General features: G+C 57.2%; 8 protein-coding genes. 6 read left to right on the forward strand and 2 right to left on the reverse strand.

Going from position 1 to position 22566, the window contains the following annotated elements; translation table 11 throughout:
* Positions 1-40 precede the first annotated feature (40 nt).
* Both LOY53_RS07190 and LOY53_RS07195 read right to left on the reverse strand, forming a co-directional pair.
* Positions 41-5191, reverse strand: a complete 5151-nt coding sequence (locus tag LOY53_RS07190) for an RHS repeat domain-containing protein (RefSeq protein WP_258703786.1) — start codon at positions 5189-5191, stop codon at positions 41-43.
* A 24-nt stretch (positions 5192-5215) separates the two neighbouring features.
* Entirely contained in the window at positions 5216-6469 is a 1254-nt protein-coding gene (locus LOY53_RS07195; RefSeq protein WP_258703787.1) for a hypothetical protein, read from the reverse strand.
* 309 nt (positions 6470-6778) lie between these two features.
* On the opposite strand from LOY53_RS07195, the gene LOY53_RS07200 reads away from it, so the two are divergent.
* From LOY53_RS07200 to LOY53_RS07225, 6 genes are all read left to right on the forward strand, one after another.
* A complete protein-coding gene (locus LOY53_RS07200; RefSeq protein WP_258703788.1) occupies positions 6779-8620 on the forward strand; it encodes a hypothetical protein in 1842 nt (613 codons plus the stop codon).
* Between the two features lie 54 nt (positions 8621-8674).
* Positions 8675-11062 (forward strand): hypothetical protein, encoded by a 2388-nt coding sequence (locus LOY53_RS07205; protein ID WP_258703789.1) that lies wholly within the window; start codon positions 8675-8677, stop codon positions 11060-11062.
* On the forward strand, positions 11063-13930 hold the full coding sequence (locus tag LOY53_RS07210) for a hypothetical protein (RefSeq protein WP_252827095.1): 2868 nt from the start codon (positions 11063-11065) through the stop codon (positions 13928-13930).
* A 61-nt stretch (positions 13931-13991) separates the two neighbouring features.
* Positions 13992-17978, forward strand: coding sequence for an RHS repeat domain-containing protein (locus tag LOY53_RS07215; protein WP_258703790.1), 3987 nt, complete (start codon positions 13992-13994; stop codon positions 17976-17978).
* A gap of 155 nt (positions 17979-18133) precedes the next feature.
* On the forward strand, positions 18134-20272 hold the full coding sequence (locus LOY53_RS07220) for a hypothetical protein (protein ID WP_258703791.1): 2139 nt from the start codon (positions 18134-18136) through the stop codon (positions 20270-20272).
* An 84-nt stretch (positions 20273-20356) separates the two neighbouring features.
* Positions 20357-22555: an autotransporter outer membrane beta-barrel domain-containing protein gene (locus LOY53_RS07225; protein ID WP_408981352.1), complete on the forward strand. Its 2199-nt coding sequence runs from the start codon at positions 20357-20359 to the stop codon at positions 22553-22555.
* Positions 22556-22566: the final 11 nt, after the last annotated feature.

The following is a 22566-nucleotide window of genomic DNA, read 5'->3' on the forward strand; positions in this document are numbered from 1 at the left end:
GGGGGGCCCTACCTCTGTCGAGGCAGGGCTTATTCAATCACTATCGCATGGTGTCCGGAGTTACGCCAGTTGATAAAAACACTTGTTTTGTCGTTGTGCCTACTAACTCTTCCGGACGTGAAGGAGGATCTCCTATGTTTAACGCCTGCATTTTTTCAAAGTAATTTTCTACACCTTGGTCTACTTGGGCTTGGGTAGGTGCGGGTGCATCTTTCCCATCTTTCCCATTTGTCCCATTTGTCCCGTTTTTCCCCGGGATACCTTGTTTTCCGGGCGTTTTTCGTTGTGCTAGGGCGGCCTTTGCTTTATCTAGGGCGGCCGCTGATCTTTTTAGCGCCACATCCGTTTTCCGGTTCAGGTAGGTCACCCTGTTTTCAAGGCTTTCAACTTTCCCGGTGACTGTTTTGAGCGAGTTGTTCACCACATCCTTGAAGTTCTGCCATTGGCCTACCCCTTTTATTGCCGCTAATATCGAGTTCAATTTGTACGCTGCAAACCCCGTCGCCGTTGCACCAAGGAGGCTCAGTCCACCACCAATCGCCAAGAGTAGGTTTATCTTTTCGGGGTCCTCCTCGTTCATGGCGATGCCCTGTACTGCAAGGCCGCCAACTTGCATGGCCACGCCTGTGAAGCCGACTACCAGCCAGACTTTTGCCGAGAAAGACAACGCAGCAGTGGAGAGGAGCGTAGCCCCCGCAGTGAATCCAAAGGGAACCATGGATATGACGGCTGCAGCAATCGAAACGCCCAACGTAACCCACAGGGAGGTTTTGCTTGATTTTTTTGCCTTCGTGCCACCCGTCGCAGGCGGGTTAGTAGGTGTTCTGGAACTCACACGCCCGCTCGGGTCGCGCCAGTTCACCGGGTCGCCCAGGCAATACTGGTAGGGGTTGGCACCTGCTATCTCTGGCGGCATCGAGTCCGGGCTGTGGAAACGCATCAGCTGCGGGTTGTAAGCGCGGGCGCCACGCCCCAGCAGGTACCAGCCCAGCGCGCATTCACGGACTTCGCCGTTGAAGGCCAGCAAACCTTGCAGCGCTTTGTCCGGGTCTTGCTGGTCAGTGTCGCCATAGGCGCTGTAACGGGCTTCGGTCAGCACGCCCTGGTGGCTCTCGCCCAGCACACTGTTGCTCATGTTGGACAGCAGCAGGCGGGTGGCGCCGCTGTCGTTGGCCGCTTGCAAGCCCAGCGGCCGGTCGCCGTCATACAGGTACTGCTTCACCACATTACCATCGACGGTGCTGTGCAGCCGTTCATTCTGATAGCGGCGCTGCACCTCCGAACGGGTGCCGTAGCGCACACCTACTACGTGATCGTGGCCATCGTAGCGGTAGCTGTACAAAGGCTCACCAGCGGCATCCAGTACCTGTTTCAGGCGGCTGTGTTCGTCGTAGATAAGCTGATTGCCAGCCTCGTCGTTGAGCATGTTGCCGTCAGCGTCGTAGCTGAAGTCGCAGCTGGCGAGGTAGTCGTTATGGGTGTGGGTCACGTTTTGCAGCGTGGTGCCTTTGCAGGTATAGATGGCTACATCCCTGCTTCTATCGGCGAACCAGGTTTTGCACTCGATCAAGTTATCAAGCACGTCGAACTTGAAAGTCTGCTCCTCGATGGAGAGGCCTTTGGCGGTGCGCGGAAAGGCTTCGGGATCGCCTTCGCATAAATAGCTTTCCAGCCGTTTGCGCGTGTCGTATCCAAACGTCTCCGTGAGCTCATGTTTGCCATCGCGCAGCAGTGTGCGGCTGTGCAGCCGGCCATCGCCGCGCCACACATGAGTAATGCGCTGCTCTATGCCCTTGGCCTGGTCGTCGTAGGGGGTCAGAATGCGTTCGATTTCCTGGCCATTGCAGTCGTAACGCTGTTCGCAGTCGATCCGGTGCAGGCTGACCAGGTCCTGGGTGCTGGTCAGTTTCAGCCGCCCATCGTCATCATAGGTAAAGCTTGCGCGCAGGTTGCCCTGGGTGGTCCAGCTCAGGCGGCCCATGCCGTCGTAGCCGTGCTGGGTGGTCTGTTGGTCGCTGTCTTCACGCAGCAGTGGGCGGCCCTGCAGCGAGGCGGTGTGGTCGCAGACATAGGTGCTGGCGTTAGCCTTGTCTACCCAGGTTTCTTTGAGCAGATAGCCCTGGTCGGTGTAGCTGTAGCTTCGGTCGCCTTCATCATTACTGGCGCTGTTGATTGCAGTTGTTTTGCTGTCGTAGCCGTAGTTGGCGGGCTGCTTGCTACCTACGGTGACGGTCTTGGGTTGCAGGGAGAGGCTTGTGTCGTAGCTGAATGTGAACACACGGTTGGCCGCAGTGGTGCGTTTGCTCATCAGCATCTGCTCGCTGTCGTTGCCTTGTTCGTCCTTGCCCTCATACTCGTAGGTTTCCTGGCGCGGGCCAGCAACAAGCGTCAGCATACGCTCCTGGCCATCGAAGCTGCGCTCGCAGGCCAGTTCGCCGTCAACCCCTTGCCGCGGATGCACGTACAGTTTTTCAACCAACACATTGCGGCTGTGCGCCGCGAATACCCTGCTCATCAGTGTTCCGTCAGGGCGTTCGGTTTGGGTCATACGACCGTAGGCATCGTACGTGTATGTGCTGGTGCTCTGCAGCTCTTTCCCAGTCAGTGGGTCGCTGATGCGTTGCTCTTCGCGGGTGCTCTGGCCAAGGCCATCATAGAAGAAGCGCTGCTGCTCAACTTCCTCGCCTTCGCTGTCCAGGCGCTGCACCTGCCATGGCTTTTCATTGAGGTTGTCCTGTATCAACGTGAAATGCTGGCGCAACGTCGGCTGGCCTTTGCCCGTCATCCAGCTGGCAGTCATGTCGCCTTGGTCGCCAAACGGTGAGTAGGCAGTGTGTTGCCGGGTCTCGTCGGCATTCAGGGTTTCGCACAGCTCACCCCACGCGCCGTAGGTATATTGGGTCTTGATGGCCAGTGTGCCGCCAGTGAACAGGGGGTGATGGTCATAGGCTGTTTCATCGGCCAATTGCCCCAGTTCGTCATGGTTCGCCTCGTAAACCAGTTGTTGCTCCGTGTCCTTGGTTTTACGCGCTTGACTGATGGTGCGGTTAAGGCCGTCGTAAGCGGTGACGGTGATCACCCCATTGGCGTCGGTTGAGGTCATGCTGGCCTGTTGGCCTGTGGTGGCGACCAGCTGATAGGCGTATGTGAGCTCGGCCGGGTACGCGCTCTTGGCGGCGATCGTCTTTTTCACCACGCGTTGCAATGCATCGTACTCATAGGCGGTGACCACACGGTGGATATCCTGCTGGGTCAGCGTGTCACCGGTCAGGCTCGACAGGGTACTGATCAGGCTCTTCTGCTTGCCTTTGCAGGTCACGGTTTCTTTGATTTCCAGCGGTGCATCACGTTTTTTTGTGGTCGCGCCTGGGTAGTGCCAGCGGGTGGAGACTTTTTCCTGGCTGGCCAGCAAACCTTTGGCCTCGGCGTTGTACAGCGTTCGTTCTTCTGTGATCTGACGGCCATGCAGTGCCGGTTGGTCTGGCGCATGGTGATAACCCAGTTCGGTCATTTCCAGCTTCACTTCGGCCTCGTCAAGGCCGTGGGACAGTGTGGTGCTGTCTTGCACCAGGTACTGGCTCGGGATGCTGGCGATACGGCTGGCGTCGGTCAGTGCGTCGAACAGGCGATAGCGGTAGCGCGTGGTGAGCACTGGCGCGCCACTCTCGACCGTGACCTGTTTTGGCAGCGTGCTCTGCATGTCGGCGGGCGGCGTCCAGGATGGCCGTGCACCGGCAGGGTAAACGGTACGCTGCTTGAGGCTACGCACAAAGCCGTGCGGGTCGGCTGGGCAGCCGTCACTGGCCTGTGCCGGGTAATACTCGCTGACGGTATGTATACCGTTGGGTTGAACCTCCAGGGTCTGATTACCGTGCTCATCGTAGTCGGTGAAGGTCACTTCCTGGCGCAGCTTGCCGGTGTCGCTCTGCATCCGCCAGCGCTGGATGCCGAATTTGGCCATCTGGAAGTGGCGCGGCTGCAAGGCGAAGCCCAGCGCCGGGTTTTCGTGGTAGACGGTTTCGGTTTCGTGGATATGCCAGTCCTTGACAGGCTCCGGCGGCGCCTCACCTTTGGGCAGGAGCACCTCGGCCACGAGGCCGAATTGTTCGGTTCTCTGCTTGGTCACTAGGTGGTAGCGGTTGTAATAAGTAGTTACTTTTCGAACGACATCGCCGTCTACCGTTTGTGTTTGGGTCGAGGTATAGAAGTAGGCAGCGCTGTTAGGGATCTTGTAAAGGGTATCCTCGCCCTCTGTCCAACGATGGCCACTATTGCCACCCATGAAGTTTTCTTGTGAAAAGGCAAACTGGGTGACCATTTTGGGCTGTTTGAATCCAGGGTCGATGCTGTGGCTTGCGACCTTGGGCAGCCTGGGCCTTGGTGCACCTGTGGGCATCAAGTGGCCGCCGTTATCGTAACTGATGGTTTCGACGCTGCCGGTAGGTGAGCTTACGGTCTTCAGGCAGGTCATGCCCTGGGTAGAGGGATCGTTGAGGTATTCGAAGCGCCAACTGGCGTTGTCAGCACTGGGCAGCACAACCTTGGCCACCTTACGAGCGGTGAGCTCGACTGTGAAGACACTGGCCCCGTCATCAGGATTCAGGTGAATGTTGTAGCGATTCAGGCTTTGGTATTCAACCGACAACAGGCGCCTGCCCGTTGCATCGCGGATTTCGCTCAAGCACAGGTGGCTGAGATTGTCAGGCCTGATATAGGTGAGGTCGATCCAATGCCCGGACACTGCATAAATGCGGTGCGGAAGCGCCACTTTTTGGCCATTGCTGTCATGCGTGCGCAGGTGTTCGACCATGCCCGAGCGGTGAACGACGCGGTAGTTGTCTGCGTCATCTTTGTAAAACTCGAAACTCACCAGTTTCTGTTCGCTGATGCGGGCTGGCTTGGCTTCGTCGCTGGTCACGCGAAGGTTTTCACCCGTCATCAACGACAAGGCTTTGCTGGTAAGGTGGTACTGCGTCAGGTTGATGCTCCAACCTATGCCGTAGCCACTGTCTGCGTCGTTGAGCGGGCTGAAGTCAAGGCGCAGAGGGAGGTTGGGACCGATCAGGTCGTTGGCTACCAACTTTGGTAGTTCGATACCAAGCGTGTACTGACCCGTGCGCGGGTCAACCTCGCCTTGCATGAAGCCCAGAAAGTTAAACGCATTGGAGTGCGTAGAGGTAGTGGCAATCATGGATATTGACTCCTTGGCGAGCAGTTAGTTGGCGGCTGGGCTACGCAGCCTGGCGCACAAATAACGGGTCAGGTTGTTTTCGTCACCTCGGTGAGCCCGGCCTACCAATACCTGATTCAGGGGGCATTTGAATTCACCGTTATGCTCCTTGTAGTCGTGATCTTCATTTTCCTTGCCACTCTCGGTGTTGGGCGCGCTCCATTTCCCAGGCAGTACGGTAACGCGTGTGCGTTCCGATGGCTCGCCCTGATAAAGAGAGGCACAACGATAGTCGGTACGACCATTTTCATCGCCCTTGTCGTCGCCTGTGTCATCTTCTGGCCATTTGTCTGGATTCGAATAACCATGGCCGCGGCCGATCATTACCTGGTCGACTGGGCAGCTGAAGTAGTAATACTCGGTGTTGTTCCAATCATTGACTTTGGACAGTTCATTACATGTTTTATACCTGCCTTTTTTATCGTCAAATTTGGCGTCTAACCTGACACCACATTCGCGAAACTTTGCTGACCAATCGGACGCTACAGTTTGTACTTTCTCGATGCTTGCGCAGGCGAACTGGGTGTCCGCGTTTTCGTCTCCCTTGTGTTTGCGCCCGGTCATGACTTGACCCTCACTGCATTTCTTTTCAGTACCATCACTTTCTTTAAAGGCTGTCCCCCACGCTGCGTTGGGGACCGTATAGTAGCTGCCAATTTGTGTTGTTTTGTTCGTTGATGTTGTAATGCGCACACAGGACAGCGAGTGAGTCATGCGGTCCGCACTGCCGCTCATGCCAAAGTCTTCAACTTTTACTTCTTCGCTGATTTCGTCCCCTGTCGGCGAGCGGTTGCGGGCGAACCCCTTGAAGGTAAGTGAACTAATACTTTCTTCCACCAACTTTGCGCCGCTGGCTCCGGTCTTCAGTTTGATCCAGAAATTTTTATTGGTGGACGGGTCACGTGCCCTATCGTAACTGCTGCCCAAGGTGGTATCACATTCGTAGTCGTCCGTGAGCAACACCTGCGTAGCGGGTGGCATATTCAGCATGGCGATGGATTCGACCCTGATGCCATAACACTTGGACGCGGGGTTGGTGAGCTGTACGTCAACTGTTCGACTACTGCCGGCGGGCAGGACCTCGATTATACAGGGGACAGCAGCGTTGTTGCTCTCACTCGTGATATCACCGGTCTTGCCATACAGGATAATGAGTCCGTTTTCCTTGGCAGTGGGTGTTACGGCATGGGCGAAGTTGCTGGGCAAGGCACCCGCTGCGGCCATGGAGAGTACGATCATGCTCCGTCGGGCTAGGCGACTTATGGGGGGGGCGAGTGGCATTTATATATCCTCTGAATGAAGCTGCGAAACTGGAGGATAAAAGTGCACTCGATTTTGTGCACCTGATAGAAATGCTAGGCCGCTGGGCGTGGCACAGTAGACGTTAACGTTCCAGTCTGGATCATGTTGAGGTAAGCGTCACCTGGCAAAACTAACAGGCCGGTGCTGAAGGCTATCGGCGGGGGCGCTGGCTACCTGTTATTTCTGCTAGTAGGCAGTTGTTGAGCCACAGGGTAAAACTGAGTGAAACCTGTGGAGTTCAACTACATGACCCTGACGAACCAAACCAATGGCGAGCAGCGTTCTGTTCCTATTGAAGTGACACGCCATCCGATTCCAAGTATTCCGTTAACGGACAAGCTCGAAATCGACGTACATGCCTTGGAAGGCGGTGATCTTCCTACGTACGTGAAGTATCCCGATATCAAGGACGGCGACATAATCACGGTGATCTGGCGAGGGGCCAATCCCAGCGGAGAGCCGTTCGATGACACCGAGTCGGGTACCCTTGTTTTTAACCCGGATCCGGTCTTGGGGATGCAAGTGCTCATCCGCAACGATACCCTGCTCAAAGCCCTGGGCGGCGCAGGGTTCTATTCCTATCGGGTGAATGGTGATGTACCCACCGAGTCGTTTCGACAGTTCTGTCTCGTGGGGCTGACCGACAGGCCGATCTGGCAGGAGCACCTGGGTGTGGTGCAGGTGCTCGAATCTCATAATCTGGTCATGGACTACAGCGCTCTGGGTAGCCAAGGTGCCACCGTATATATCCCCCCTTACCAGGCCATGCAGGTAGGCGACACGGTAACGCTGGTGCTCAATGGCAGGGACGAAGACGATAAGCCAGTACCGGAAACTCACTACGACTGTTCACCTACGGCGGCTGATCTGGGCAAGGCGCTGAAGTGCCTGATTCGTCGCTCCGATTTGCGCGACCTGGTGAACGGGCGTGCTGACCTTCATTACCTCATTCAGTTGAAAGGCACCACAGACCCACTGCAGGCGCCGGTTCAAACATTTGAGGTGCAGGATAATCCATCGGGCGAACCGAAGTTGCCAGCCATGAGTATCGTTGGCTTTTCTGGCGATGTGCTGGACCCGGATGCTTTCCAGAGTGGGCTGGTCATCCAGGCGCAATTCCCGGCAGAGGTCAAAGCGGGTGACCGGGTGCTGTGCCATTGGAGCGGCGGGAAAGTGGACAACCGCCAGGTGCTGGCACTGCGCCTGGATGCGAGCAGCCAGCCGGATGGCCTGATGCAGTTCAGCCTCGACCCCAAGGCACTGGACGCCAGCGTGGGCGACGAAGTTGAACTGTTCTTCCAGATCGCGCACGAGAAGTGGGCGCTGAGTTCGACACCCCTGTCTTTCAAGGTTGAGCGCGCGCGCGGTGATCTGCGGCCACCGACCGTTGAGAAGACCACTGCCGAAGAGGGCGGTGCTGTCGGCTCGGCCGTTGAGTTCAAGAATGAGGTTTGGGTCAATGTGCCTGCTGACGCCGTGCAAGGCGAGGACAGCGTAAAGGTGCACTGGCAGGGTGACCCCTATGCCGGTCGTATTACGGTTGAGGCGCCGGATGATCCGGATAAACCGTTGCGTTTCAAAATCCCTGGCGAGTACATCGCAGCCAACATGGAGCAGAACGAAAACGCTTCGGCCAAGCGTTTTCCTGTGTTTTACACCGTTGTCACCGAACACGGCGACCTGGACTCGACCCCGCTAATGCTGAGAATTCAGCCCGTGCCACGAAGCGGCTATCGGCAGCTGGTTTGTTACGAAGCGAATTCTAACGGCCACCTGGAGCTAAGCGCGCTCTCAAAAGACCCTTCCCTGACGCTTAGCGACTGGCCATACATGGCGGTTGGCAATCAGGTGACGATTTGGGTGACCGGCGTGCTGGCCGACGGCGGCGAATACAGGAAGGTCCTACGCGAAGCTGTGAAGGTCGATGCCGTCGAAGCCGCTGCAAAAATGGTGGTGGCGACAGTGCCCTTGCCGGACCTACATCTTCTGGCAGTCGACTCGCGCATGAGCATGAAGGCAGAGATCAGTTTCGATGACGGTAAGTCAACTTTCGGAGTACCGGATAGCGGTGTTTCGATTCGCCCTTGATGTCGTTCAGGCAATGACAGTGCACGTAAATAAACGCTTCTGGAGACGCACAACATGAAAAAGCAAACGTTGGCTGAATTTTTGAAAGAAATGGAAAAAAAACCGCAAACACTCGGCTGGGATGTCGTGGCGGCATTTGACCGTGAAAAGACCAACTACCTGTTGCTGCAGGACTACATTTCGCGCTTTGGCTCTACTTCATTTTTTAAACCGGTGACGAGTTCTGTGTCCACGGGTGGTACTCAACATACGTTGAACGGCGTGCTCTTGGACACGCCGCGGCTGTCGTTCGACAACGCTGTCATCACCGACTCGCGCGCCCGCTGCGTGATGCACACCGTGGGCGGCTATATCTCTGAGATCGTGACCCCGCAAGGGACCACGCGTAAAGAAGTCAAACGTTTTGGGATCGCCAATGGCTTGGTAGGGCCCATTTTGACGATGACCATTTATTTGAAAAATGCCAAGGGGGATGCGAGTGCGGACACAGTGGAGCTTGACCTGGCAGGCAACGGTGCTACGGACTTCAAATTCACCGGCGTGGACACCGCTTTCGAGGCTGGAAAGCTGGGCGAGCATTTGAGCGATGAGATCAAGCGGTGGAGCGCCGCGCAGAAGACGTTCCAACTGGGCCAATTGCGAAAGAACCCGGGTGACCCTATGCAGCCGGGAGCCTTTCGGGTGCTGACGCGTCCGGCGCCCGGTGGGACTGTTCGACATGCCGATAATTATGGTGACGGTGAGGTGCTGTTGTTTATAGGGCTGGATGACCGCTCTGGTGAGTTGCCGGCGTCCGACAGTTCATTACCCTATTTGTTGCCGGAGGGGTATTCGAGCAATTTGGTGATTAGCGCCGATGAAATCGTTAAACGCTTGATGATCGATGCGATAAAAGAAACTGATGAACTAAGCAAAGTAAAATTTGACGAGGTGGCTGAAGGCGGCTTCACACGCTTCGTTGCTAAAGAGGGCGCTTGGAGCGCGGGAATTGAGATTGATGGTTGGGATGCATGGAACTTTGAGTATGACAATGCGATTCTTTCGTTCACCAGCACGACTAAGTTGACGCTTGAGAGAGGTAGTGGCGGTATTAAGTTGAAGTGGGCGGGGAGTACGGAGTTCAATGGTCAAGCAATAACTTATGTGATGAATCCCTTTCCAGCTAAGATCACGTATGACGGGCGTGTTCGGGTTCATTGGGATGTCGAGTGCTTGTTCAAACCCACATTAGTGGAAGAGGAATCGGGGCGCACTGTTATTGTGATTGGGGGCGAATTTACTAAAGATAGCACCCGTGCTGAGTTTGTCAGCGGGAGCGGAGACCGAGCCGGTGAAGGGTACTTCAAGGCAGCGGTGGAGGGGGTTGGAAAATCGATCGGGAGGCGAATTTCGGGCTTTCGCAGTACATTCGAGGGTATTGGAATAACCCTCGACGCGTTCCGCTTGAATGGCCTGCTGTTCGCTGATGAATCAGTGGTCGTGCCCAAAACGATCAAGCTGCCCGGTGACCTGACGGCATTGGGCGATCTAGGGGCTGAGTTGACTAAGTACCGGCTGTCGCACAACGAGATTACAGTGACGGCCTCAGGCAACCATACGTTCACGGTCATTCCCGAACTTGAGGGTGTGAAATGGTCAGTGGCTGCGTTATCCAATGAGGCCGGTGGCGAAGCGAACGTGGGGAAAATTAATGAAGCCACTGGCGTTTATACCGCCCCCGCTGCTGCCAATTTCGGTTTTTCTTTCAGGCGTGTCATCGTAACGGCCAAAACAGACAAGTGGTCTGCCAAGGCCTTGGTTCATTTGGTGGCGGCGCCGGTTTCGGTGTTTCCCATGGTCAATGCGGTCAACTTGACTACTGAACATGATGGCCAAGACGTTGGGGGTTATACGGTCTGGGCAGGCTCCACCCATGGGGGAGCACTGGACTGGAAGATTTCGGGTGATGCCAACGGCACGCTAAAAACGGTGGATGATCCCAATGTTCAGGATGCACGGCAATATTGGGCGCCTAAAGAGTTTCCAAGTGGTGGCACTGGGTTAGATAAAGTGCTACGCGTCGACAAGGTGGAAGTGTCACAAGCAGGTGGCCCCAGTGCGACGTGCGCCATGCTGCTCGCGAAAACGCCAAAGCATGAGTACTACTTCATCCTCAAGCCGGCCGTGGGCGGCGTTCAATTTGAGTTTTGGGTAAAGCCTGATGAAGGGCCTGATGAGCTAGTTCCGAATTACGATATTGAATGGCACGCTGTTATCGGTAACGGCACGATTGATGAACATGGAACGTATTTGTTTGCGACCGGTCAGCCTGACCATTGTTTCGTCGTGGCCGCTATCGATCTAGCCGAGTCGGGCCGTAATCTTCAATGGAACTACAAATTTGTGACACAGACGATGCTCGACGCATCAGGGGCTGCTACTCAACAGCCAAGGATAATTTAAATGTCTTATTCTAAATCAGAGCAGTTGCAGCACTTGCGCGATGAAAACCTGCTGTATGGCTGGGGCGCCGCCTTGTCCATCAGCCGCAAGGCGATAAACACCTTACTTCAGGATGCATTTCAGGAGTCGCTGCGCAACCGGACTTACCTGGAGCCCTTCGCCGACCGCTTTCCAATCAATGAAGGCAATTCTCAGGTTATCGAACTCGAAGGGTTGGTGCTCGGGCCTGCGCAGGTATCGTTCGAGCATGCTGTGGCAACCGACCGTCTGGTTACCGTGCGCATGAACCTGCTGGCCGGGCAGTATCGCTACCGGCTTCATCTGCCTGATGAACCGCCCCGGTTCCACCGCAGTTTCGCAATTCGCGAGCTCATGGGGTTTTACCTGGAGGCGCGTTGCAGGCTGGCCTTGGATATGGACGCGGTCGCTCTGGAGCAGCGCATCGTGCTCGATCTGGGGCAGGCCACGCACGTTACCTGCAACCTTGGCGAGCGCGAATACGAGCGTACCAAGATTGGTGAACGCCTGCAGGCGTGGCTTGCCGAGCAGCCGGAAGAGCGGCGCCTGCTGCACTTGGGCGCATTCGACCTGCGCGACTATCGGTGGTTGAGCTTCATCAATGGCAGCCTGATCACGCTCCCGGCACCGTGGGCGGACGAGCCGGTCGCGAAAGGCGACGGTGCAGTTGTGGTGTTCATGCAAACGGGCGTGGACTGGGAACCGGGTAATTTGCCGGCCGACAATTACCCTTACACGTTGCCCCGAGACGGCAGTTTTGAGATCGCGCTGGCGACCCAGACGGACCTGCAGGACCTTAAGTTAGGCGAGCCTGCGGATGTGGTGAAGTCACTGCACAAGGGCAATAACCGTCAAGTACAACTGATTGATACCCAGCGGCTGAATGCTTTGCTGAGCTTCGGTAATTTGGCGCGGGGCCCGCTCACCCGCGAGTTGCACCCCGCTATTGCCGCAGTGGGCGCCGCTGGATCATGTCAGTTCAAGATGTCCGGGGGCACCGGGGCCACCCAATGGCAGGCGCGCAACTTGTACCGTCCTCTGGCGACAGGAAGCATGGATACTGGCCTCTATAAAGCACGCCCCAGCCAGGATTTCGTCAAGGAGACGCAAATGGTGCTGGTCACCTGCCATGCTGAAGGTGACGAAGAGAGCATCTACGCCTCAGCCCTGGTGGTAGAAACCGATCAACCGTTGTCGATTGCACCACAAACCTTCAACTGGTCCATCGGTGATCCGGCCATCGAGTTCGTAGCGGCGGGCGGTGATACAGTAACCTGGACGTTGGAGGGCGATAAAGTCGGTGACCTGGTGATCGAGGGCCAACGGGCCACCTTCACCCCCCATGCGCCATCCGATCCTTCCCCCCCTGTTCAGCGCCAGCGCGTGCGGGTGAAGTACAACGGTAATGGGCTCGAGCACGTCACCGAGGGCTGTGTGATTATCGTCAATCGGCCCGCTTCGTTGACCGTCGAGCCGTTCCACGTCGCGCGCGAGGACTCGTTTGCACCGATCCAGTTCACGTTAACGGAGGATTGGCGTGAGGCCTTGGCCAAAGCCGGTATCAGGCCGCCCGAGACCCTGCAGCAGGACGATGTTGTCTGGTCGGTTGTCGGTGAGGGTTCTATCACGCCTGATGGCCTGTACACACCACCGGACAGTGCGGTTTCTTCTGCCAGCGTGGTAAGGGTGGTAGTGCGCAACAGGTCGTCCGGCTACGCCATCATCGAACATGGCCAACGCCAAGGCACTCGTTCAGCGTCGGTGGCCAGTTGGACCAAGTTGGATCATTTCTTCGTCAAGGCGGTGACGTTGCCACGATGCTACGCCAATGGCTTGCAGCAGATACAGATCCAGGTAGATATCAAAACGGACCAAGAAAACGGCTATGTTGGCCCGATCAGCGATGACGAATTGCAGACGCTCGAGTTCCACACCATAGGCGGCAGTAAAATTCCAGTAGTGGACGTGGGTATCGAACCTCCACCTCCAGGCGATAACGGCACCTGGGTGATGCGCCGAAGCCATAACCCGCTGCTTGAAATGCAGAATATCCCTGGCGCCAGCACGGTACCCGTGGCTGCAGATGATGGCACGATCATCTGGAACTACTGGCTGCAGACCACCAGTACGGTACCGGTCGAGATCTACGCAAAGTTCAAGCAGTCCGGGCTGGGTGGCGAATGGAAGGACTCGGTGAAGGAGAGTGCGCAGAACGGCAAGGTGGCCCTACAGGGCCTGATGTTGCCGACCTATGACGCATCCGCTGATTACCCGTGGTCTGGAGATGCAAAGCGGGTCAAGGAAGAGGGCAGTACAGTTGGCAACGATACATTCAACTACATGACGTTGACGGTGGATTACTGGAAGCTGACCCACGTCCAGGAACCCGGTAAGCGTATCCCCTTCGTGGCGATTGATATCGATTGGTTTGGTAACAAATCGATCATGCGTTGGGCCTCCGATGAGTACGAAGCCCAAGAGTGCAGTTACAGCGGCTTCATGATCGGCGCAGAGCATGAAGAAATGATCTACGACGGCGCGCTGGCCCGCATGGCAGGCAAGCGTGGATTGCAGCTGGAGAAACTGGACCCCAACCGCCATCCCGCGCGCGGCGAGTTGTTGATTAGCCTGAACCGGGTGACCAACTTCCGGCAACGTTACGAAACGCCAGACGATCCGGACATTTTGACGGATGAAGAGGCTCCCCAACGCGAATACCTGTTACGCCCGTTCAGGTTCCGCTTGCTGGACCAGCAGGGCAACCGCCACGACTTGCAGATCATTTATCCGGGTGGCGGGCGCGACGGGCGCAATACCTTCATCCTTTCCAAACAACCATCGCGTACCTGAAGAAGGGGGGCTCGTCGCGGCGAGGTACCCTCAAATACGTTCGAGCCGAGAGAACAAAGCGATGACAGCAGAATCTGTTGTGCATTCCAACGCCTTCAACTTCATGAGTTTCATTACTAACAGTGTCGACCCGCGTACAGGCCAGTACACGCTCGCCATTCAGTTGCCCAACGTACCGGCCAATCACTTGCAAGGGCCGAACCTGCCCCTGCAATTGGCCTATAACCCTTTGAACACCTCAGACAGTGGTTTTGGCAAAGGGTGGAACATCAACCTCAGCCAGTACTTACCCAGTACTCGAGAGTTGACACTGCACACGGGCGAGCAGTTCGTGGTCACCAGTACTGAAACCCAGCCAGCGCGGATTCGGGAACAGAAGCTCGACAGCTTCAGGTTCTACCGGATGGATGCCAGCAATTACAGGGTGGTACACAAGTCCGGCTTGGTGGAACACCTGCGCACGATGGTAAGCAACGGCGTCACCCTGGCGCTGCCGTACCGCGTTTATGCGCCGTCCGGGCATTGGATAGAACTGGCCTATACTCGGCCATCGGGCAGTAGCCATCAATGCCTGACGAGTATCCAGGATGCAACAGGCAAGCGCTTGTTGCAGGTGGAGTACGTTAGTACCGGGCGTTACAACCTTCATCTGCACCCTGGCGCTGGCACTGGCGGCAGGGCACTGGCGACCTACGCGGTACACCTGACCGGGAGGCTGGTTGAAAAGGTGGTGCTGCCGACCAAAGACCAGGGCAGTTGGCGTTTTACCTACCTCACCAACCCCAGTACCCAGAACATGACCTGCCTGGCGACGGTAGCCACGCCAACCGGAAGTGTGGAAACCATCACATACGATGACGCGGGCCATCGGCTGCCAACGGGAGCGCCACGTGAGCGGCTGCCGCGAGTCAAGAGCCACGTGCTCGACCCGGGTGCTGATCAGCCGGTCATAGCAACGCAGTACACATACAGCTCCGAGAACTTCATGGCCGGTAACAGCACGGTCACTTGGTCGGAGGGGGAGGACAACCTCTACAAGGCCGGTGCGAGCTATACGTTCACCAGCACCGAACAGCTACTTCTACAGGGCGAGATCGTACGCAAGATTGTACGTACTTATGACCGCCATCACCTGATGACCCGGCAGGTGACCGAACAGTTGGGTGAGACGCTTGACTACGACACGGCCGATAAACCTCAACAGCAATGGCATGTTACCCAGACCGATACGCTCTATCACGGCAACGCCAGCGTGGGGTTCGATCTGCAGCCGCCGTACTTCCAGATGCCCAAACGCGTTACCGAGCAATGGCGGATGCGTGATGACCCGACGCGTATGCGCGCCGAGGCCAGCGAATACCACTATGACGATTTCGGCAACCAGACGCTGGAAGTCAAGCCCAATGGTATGCGGGTGGTCAGTGAGTACTACCCTGCTGCAGGCAGCGGCGATGATTGCCCGGCAGACCCGCAGGGCTTCGTGCGTAACCTGAAAAAGCGGACGGTCTACCCGTCGGCCCTGTTCGAAAGTTCCCCGGCGGCGCCTGTATTGCGTACGGATTACCGTTATGGCCGTCACGATTCGATCCTGTCGTCACGCCTGCGTGCAGTGCGCCGACAAGTGGGTGATTATTGGTTGCAGGTGAAGCAGGAAACGCAGCTCGAGTTGACGGGTACTCCTGAGCTGCCGGTGGAGGTGACCTTGCGCGACACCACGTTCAACTACATCTTAAACACATCCGACCCGTTCCGTCATGGCCGCCTGCTAACCCAGACCATGGTCATGCACGACAAGCCAGAAACCGCGACCCTCACCGAGTTCGAATACGAGTCCCAGGACAACGGCACCGTGCTGCAAACGCTGCAGACGCTCATCGGTTTTGATGAGGGTGAACCGGTGGAGGGGGCGGATGAACTGCGCAACTCGACCAAGCAGATCACGCTGCGTCAGTGCGTGCTGATCGATCTGCCACTGCTAAATCGCGACGACAACGACGTGGAAATCGCGTACGAGTATGACGAGCTGCGCCGAGTCACCAAGGAAACGGTATCACCTAACGACGCCACGTACCGAGCTTCGCGGCAGTACACCTATCAGTTGGTGGCGACAGGGGGGCAGCAGGCGCAACAGACGGAGGTCGACGTCAAGGGGGTGGCCACACTGGCCTTGGTCGATGGCCTGAAGCGGCTGGTCAGGACCGAGCGCCATGATGCCGACGCCCAGGACGCCAGCCGTGCGGATGAGTTCCGGATCAATTACACGGCCGAATACGATGTGTTCGGCAATCTGGTCAAGGAAGTAGAGCATGACTGGCTTGATGAGGCCGATCCAGGCAACCCGGAAGGCCCGGTGATAAGAGTCACGCTGGAACTGCCCAGGACCCGTCGGTACGACGGTTGGAACCAGCAGTACGCTGAGATCGGTGCCGATGGCGTCATGCATGTGGAGCGCACTGACCTGATTGGCTCGGTACCAGGGACGCAAGGGCTGGCCGTCGACAGCCAGCGCAGGCCACCCCGGCACGCCAGAGTGGTCAAACCTGGCGAGGTGTTGGCGGACGACCGTTACGCGCTGCGAACCAACTGGTCACAGACCCCTGACGGTAAGAAGAAAGGGGGCAAGACGATACAGTGGCTCAATACGTTCGACCAACCGATCGAAGTGCAACGGGTGGATACCAAGGGCACCCCGATCAGCCGCCACCAGTACTTTTACGATGGCTTGGGGCGCAGGGTGCGCGAAATCGATGCCCGCCAGGCCACTGTCAGCTCCGTTTACGATGCGTTCGATCGCTTGGTCGAGCAGACGCTGGCTGATGGCAGCAAGGTGCACCGCGAGTACGCCGAGCACAGCAGTGAAGACTTGCCGATCTGCATTGCAGTCGATGGCAAACTGCTGGGGGAGCAGCGCTTTGACGGCCTGGACCGCATGATCCAATCCATCACGGGGGGGCGCAAACGGGTGCTGCATTACCTCCCGGGGCAACGCCAGGCAAGTTGGGTGATCACCCCGCGAGGGGCCAGAATTGACTACACCTATCTGCCGCAGTTGGGTGAGGAACCGCTGAAACGGGCGGTGCCCAGTGGCACCCTCGACTTTGAATACGACGCACAGAATGCTCGCCTGATGAAATGCCTGGAAAACGGCCATAAAGTGCTGGAGCGTGATTACTTCAGTACGGGCCAGGTGAAATTGGAAACACGCACGGTGGAAGAGGGCGGCAGCGTCACTTATACCATGCGCTACCGCTACAGCCTGCGCGGCCGTGAGCTGACTTATGAGGATGTTCTGGGTAATACGCAAATCTACAAGTATGACGACAAAGGACGGTTGAGCAGCACCGAGCTTGGGACCACCAAGGCAGAGTTTGACTATGACGAGCTCGGGCGTATGACCAGCTATGTAACCACCGACGGTTCCCAGCGCTTGGGCACCTTCCTCGGCTACGATGACTTTGATCGCGAGACCGAGCGTCGCTTCGAGCTGCAGAACGAGGTCCAGTTGCTTGTGCAGGCGTATGACGCCGCGGATGCGCTGACCGAACGCCACCTCATGACCGGTGACGGGAAGACGCTGCGCTTGGAAAATTATTGGTATGACAAGCGTGGTCATCTGGAGGACTACGAGAGTGAAGGTGAACTTTCGCCGGTCGACCCTTACGGCAAGACCATTGCTGCACAGGCCTTCCATTTCGATGCATTGGACAACATCACGCGCGTCGATACCTGGTTCCCCAATAGCGAGGGGCGTGAAGAGAAAAATACGGCGAACTACAGGTTCGACAACCCGCTGGACCCGGCGCAGTTGACCGGTATTACCAATACCCACGAGGACTACCCCGACATCATCTCACTGCCCTACGACGAGGACGGCAACCTGATCCAGGACGAGCAGGGACGAACACTGGTCTATAACGCCTTGGGGCAGTTGGAGCGCGTTGTTCTGCCTGATGGTGGGCAGGCGGTATACGGTTACGACCCGCTGGACCGTCTGGCCAGCCAAGGCGGCAGTGCGTTGACCGAAGTGGCAGAGCAAGACCCAGCCTAGTCATCTGACTGGCTGTTGCTGGCCTGCACCGTGGCTGATATCCGTCAGCCACGGTGCAGGCTTTTTTTGCGTTTTTGCACGGCTGCAAGTACCTGCTGCGCACTTTGTCAAACTGATAAAAATGCCAGTTGTGACCAAGCGTTACAGCGCGCTCAATGGCGTTCATCAGCAAGTTTCCCGGTGGCTGGTTTCGGCCCCTGACAACGGAGATGATCGCAATGAGAAGTTCGAAAGAAGCCTTCGAGGAAGCCCACCGTGTTCGCCGAGAAGCGCGCAAGGTGCGTGGCAAGGGCGCTGTGCTCAAGGTTGAGCCCATTATTGATGACCCGGATACTGTGCTGGCAGATAAGACTGACAACACAGTGAAAGCATCGGTTTTGAAGGATCCGAGTGCAGAGTTGGCGATCAAAATTCCCCGATGGGCAAACCTCCCGCTTCCAAACGATGGGCAGGACATCCTGAACGTCTTCCACAGGATTGGCGAGTTCGAACAAGAGATCTACGCGGGCACGTTCGACCAATCCAACGCGGATGACCTGCCACTTCGTCTGGTGCTGAAGAAGGAAACCACGGAGTACGGTGCTGATGGGGTGCACAGTTTTCGCTTTGAAATCACCTCGTTCTACGATGGGCAAACATACCCCTCCGATCCCGTGACGCTGATTTTCGACCGTATCGCCCCCAACCATGGAGAGGCTCCGGAAGCAGTGCCGGCTATTGCTGAAGTGATCGATGGCAACGTCGCGTCGGTCAATGTCGTGCTTCCGGATTACCCGGGCCGGGCCGCGAAGGATGTCGTCCGCTACTACTGGCTCGCCAGTGTTCCCGAAGATTTTGATCATGTTGTTATGGCAGGGTATGCCGAGGTCACTGAAGCCGATCAGAAGCTGCCCATTCCTGAAAACTTGATCGTGGAGAAGGGGGACGGTGAGTGGTTCGCGTTGTATGTGCTGGTGGATAAGGCCGGCAACGTCAGCCATGTGTCCAAGCCCACGGCAGTTGTGGTGGCACTGGGCACAATGCCGGCAAACTTCCAGGAGCCGCACGTGCCGCTTGCCCATGATGGTCTGGTCGACCGGCTCGATGCACAGCAAGGCGTCAAGGTGGAAGTGAGGGAATACGATAACTGGAAACCGACCGATGAGGTCAGTGTTGCATGGGAAGGCTCACCGCTTGGTCGACGAGCGATTGGCGCAGGTCAAGCGTTTCCGTTGGAATTTAACGTAAGCCATGCGGTATTGCGGCGCGAATATGGCATACCTGCCGAAGGCACCAAGAGCATGCTGGTCAGTTATGAAGTCTGGCGAGGTGGGAAACCCCGAGGTGATAAGAGCAAAGCGTTTTTTGTCAACTTCGAGACATTCGGGCCAGTGGATCCCGGCCCCGATCCGGACCCGCAATGGCCTGACCCGGTCAACCCATTGCTGCCTCTATGCGATGTGTTCGGCGAAGGATCGACTCAGCCAAATGAGCTGCTTCCCTCGCATGACGGTAAGGATGCCACGCTTCAGGTCAAACTCTATGAGGGCGTTGCCGAGGATGACCTCATGGAGTTCTTCTGGGGCTCCGCCCACATCGCGGAAGCCGATTATTCGGTAAGCGATGCCGATCAAGCGGGTGATCCGATCGAACGACCAATTCCCTGGAGTTACATCCAAAAGACCGGTAATGGTGCTGTGGCCGTGCATTACCAGCTGACCCGCGTCGATGTCCCGAACCAGCCCACCTCGGATGACCAACTGGTTGCAGTCAGTGCAATTGTGGTGAAACCGGACGAGCCTGAGTTCCAAGGTGCCAACCCCAATACGGGGTACTTGACCTGCGAAGCGCTTAAGGACCCGGCCAATCCCCAATTGCCCCCGGCGGTAAGGGCCTGGGTTGGCGATCTCGTCCAATACGGCCTGAAAACAGATGATCTGCTAACCATGTACTGGGAGTTGTGGCATGCCAAAGATGAAAAAAACCCTGTAGTGGCGTGGGATGAGGTGATCACGCTGGGAGACGTGCACCCGGTAACGGGTTTCACTTGGCGGGTTGAACCTTACGCGGACTACATACTGCCTCTGTACGATTTCGATGCTAACGACCACACCGGTTGGGCTCACTGTTGGTTCGAATTCGAAGACCCTGCGCGGCGTGCTCAAGGTCTGAAGGGGAAGATCAAGTCGTTAGTCGCCAAGCAGCAAATTGCGATGTATACGCCCTTCGAGTCATGTCCAGTGTCTTCAAAAGCTGACGAAGTATCGGCTAACGCCCATTGCGACAGTGAAATCGGACTTTTCCGACATAACTAGTCGACTGGTTTGTATAGCTTGCCGTCTTTTTCAGCGGCCTGGCGGTTCAGGTTGCTGGTTGACAACCAAGAAAGGTGTTGCCAGATGAATCCATGGAATTATCGCCCTGTTTCCCATGCGACCCGGGCTTTTGCCTGGGCCGTAATGACCCCTCTGGCACTTGCGTTGAGCCCAATGGCAGCGGCGACGACGCCGGTCTCCGGAGAGCGAGTGATCGGCCCTTCTACCCCGGTCGATGACTACATGCTGAACGACGGTGCATCATTGATCGCCAAGGACGCCACCATCGACTACGTGGTGGCGCGATCGAGTTCCACCTTCAGCATGAATGGCGGCACGATCAATGCCACTGGCAGCCACAATGGTATCAACCTGATGGCTGGCAGCAGTACGGCGGTGAGCGGTGGTGCATCAGTCAAGGCAGACCTTTATGGTATTCGCCTCGGGCGCGCCGGCGATACCGGGGCGTCGGCGACTGTCAGCGACAGCCATGTACAAGGTGGCAGTGGTGCAGCTTACGTATCCTCGGCATCGACACTGACAGTGCTGCGCAGCGAGTTGGTCGGCGAAGGCAGCAGTGCGGCGGTGGACCTGTTCGGCAGTGGCAAGCTCAGTGCCCAGGACAGTGTGCTCACTGGCGGTGGCGCGGGGATGCGGTTGTTTGGTGATACCACAGGCGGCGTAGCTGACGTGACCTTGGTGGGTAGCCGAGTGGAAGGCTTGACCGGCCCTGCGATTGCCGTGGGCAATGCATCGTTGCCTGCCCTCACAGCCAATATCGTGGTCGGCCCGGGCTCTAGCCTGGTGGGCGGGGATGACGTGCTGCTACAGGTAGTGGGCGGATCGACGGCCAACATGCGCGTCGATGCCAGCCAGCTGGTTGGGGATGTAGTCGCCGAGGCGGGTTCCACCGCCAACCTGACACTTGAGAACCAGGCCAGCCTGACTGGCCGACTGCAGAACGTCGCCGGTCTTACGCTCAACAGCCAGGCGCGTTGGAACATGGTGGAAGACAGCCAGGTGGGGAGCCTGGCGATGAACGGTGGCTCGGTGCGCTTCGGTGAGCCAGGGCAGTACCAGCGCCTCACCCTGGGCACCCTGAGTGGCAGCGGCACCTTCATCATGGACGCCGATTTTGCCAATGGCCAGACCGACTTCCTGGAGGTGGGCACGGCAACTGGCAGCCATACACTGCAAGTGGGCAGTAGCGGCAACGAACCGAGCGAGCAGAACTCGCTACGTCTGGTACATGCAGGCGCAGGTGATGCGAGCTTCTCGTTGCTCAATGGGCCGGTTGACCTGGGCGCCTTTTCCTACGAGCTTGAGCAGCGCGGTAACGACTGGTTCCTTGATGGTTCGCGCAAGGTCATCAGCCCTGGGACGGCGGCGAGCCTGGCCTTGTTCAACACCGCACCCACCGTCTGGTATGGCGAGTTGAGCACGCTGCGCACGCGCATGGGCGAGCTGCGGTTGGATGAGCGCAAGTCGGGTGGCTGGATACGCACCTATGGCAACAAATTCAACGCTACCCCTGCCTCCGGGGCGTCGTACTCGCAAGTACAGCAGGGTGTATCGCTGGGGGCGGATGCACCGCTGCCCATTGGCGATGGACAATGGCTGGCCGGTGTTCTGGCGGGTTACAGCAGTTCTGACCTGGATGTCGCGCGGGGGGCCTCAGCCACTGTCAAGAGCTACTACTTCGGCTTGTACGCCACGTGGCTGGATGCTGCCAGTGGTTACTACTTCGATGGTGTGGTCAAACTCAACCGCTTCGATAACAGCACTGAGGTCAACCTCAGCGATGGCAAGCGCAGTGAGGGTGATTTCAACAATAACGGGGTCGGCGCCTCGTTGGAGTTTGGTCGTAACATCCCGCTGAGGGGGGGGTACTTCATCGAACCTTACACCCAATGGTCGGTGGTGAGTATCCAGGGAGCGAGCTATAGCCTGGACAATGGCCTGCGCGTCAAGGGCAGCGACACCCGTTCACTGCTCGGCAAGGCGGGGGCAACCGTGGGGCGCAACTTCGACCTGGGTGACGGCCAAGTAGCGCAACCCTATGTGCGCCTGGCCTATGCCCATGAGTTTGCTACCAACAATGAAGCCAAGGTCAATGGTCATCAATTCGACAGCGACTTGTCGGGTTCCCGAGGCGAACTGGGGGTTGGTGTCGCCGTGTCGTTGGCAGAGCGCTGGCAGGTGCACGCCGACTTTGACTACAGCAATGGTGAAAGAATCGAGCAGCCCTGGGGCGCTAACCTGGGTCTGCATTACAGCTGGTGAAACTGAACGAG

The sequence above is a fragment of the Pseudomonas sp. B21-031 genome, assembly GCF_024748985.1.
Classification (GTDB): Bacteria; Pseudomonadota; Gammaproteobacteria; order Pseudomonadales; family Pseudomonadaceae; genus Aquipseudomonas; species Aquipseudomonas kermanshahensis.

Bases quoted from the DNA above. Each gene is read 5' to 3' on its own strand.
- LOY53_RS07205 (WP_258703789.1), top strand. From the start codon at position 8,675: ATGAAAAAGCAAACGTTGGCTGAATTTTTGAAAGAAATGGAAAAAAAA.
- LOY53_RS07200 (WP_258703788.1), top strand. From the start codon at position 6,779: ATGACCCTGACGAACCAAACCAATGGCGAGCAGCGTTCTGTTCCTATT.
- LOY53_RS07195 (WP_258703787.1), bottom strand. From the start codon at position 6,469: ATGATCGTACTCTCCATGGCCGCAGCGGGTGCCTTGCCCAGCAACTTC.
- LOY53_RS07220 (WP_258703791.1), top strand. From the start codon at position 18,134: ATGGCGTTCATCAGCAAGTTTCCCGGTGGCTGGTTTCGGCCCCTGACA.
- LOY53_RS07210 (WP_252827095.1), top strand. From the start codon at position 11,063: ATGTCTTATTCTAAATCAGAGCAGTTGCAGCACTTGCGCGATGAAAAC.
- LOY53_RS07215 (WP_258703790.1), top strand. From the start codon at position 13,992: ATGACAGCAGAATCTGTTGTGCATTCCAACGCCTTCAACTTCATGAGT.
- LOY53_RS07190 (WP_258703786.1), bottom strand. From the start codon at position 5,191: ATGATTGCCACTACCTCTACGCACTCCAATGCGTTTAACTTTCTGGGC.
- LOY53_RS07225 (WP_408981352.1), top strand. From the start codon at position 20,357: ATGAATCCATGGAATTATCGCCCTGTTTCCCATGCGACCCGGGCTTTT.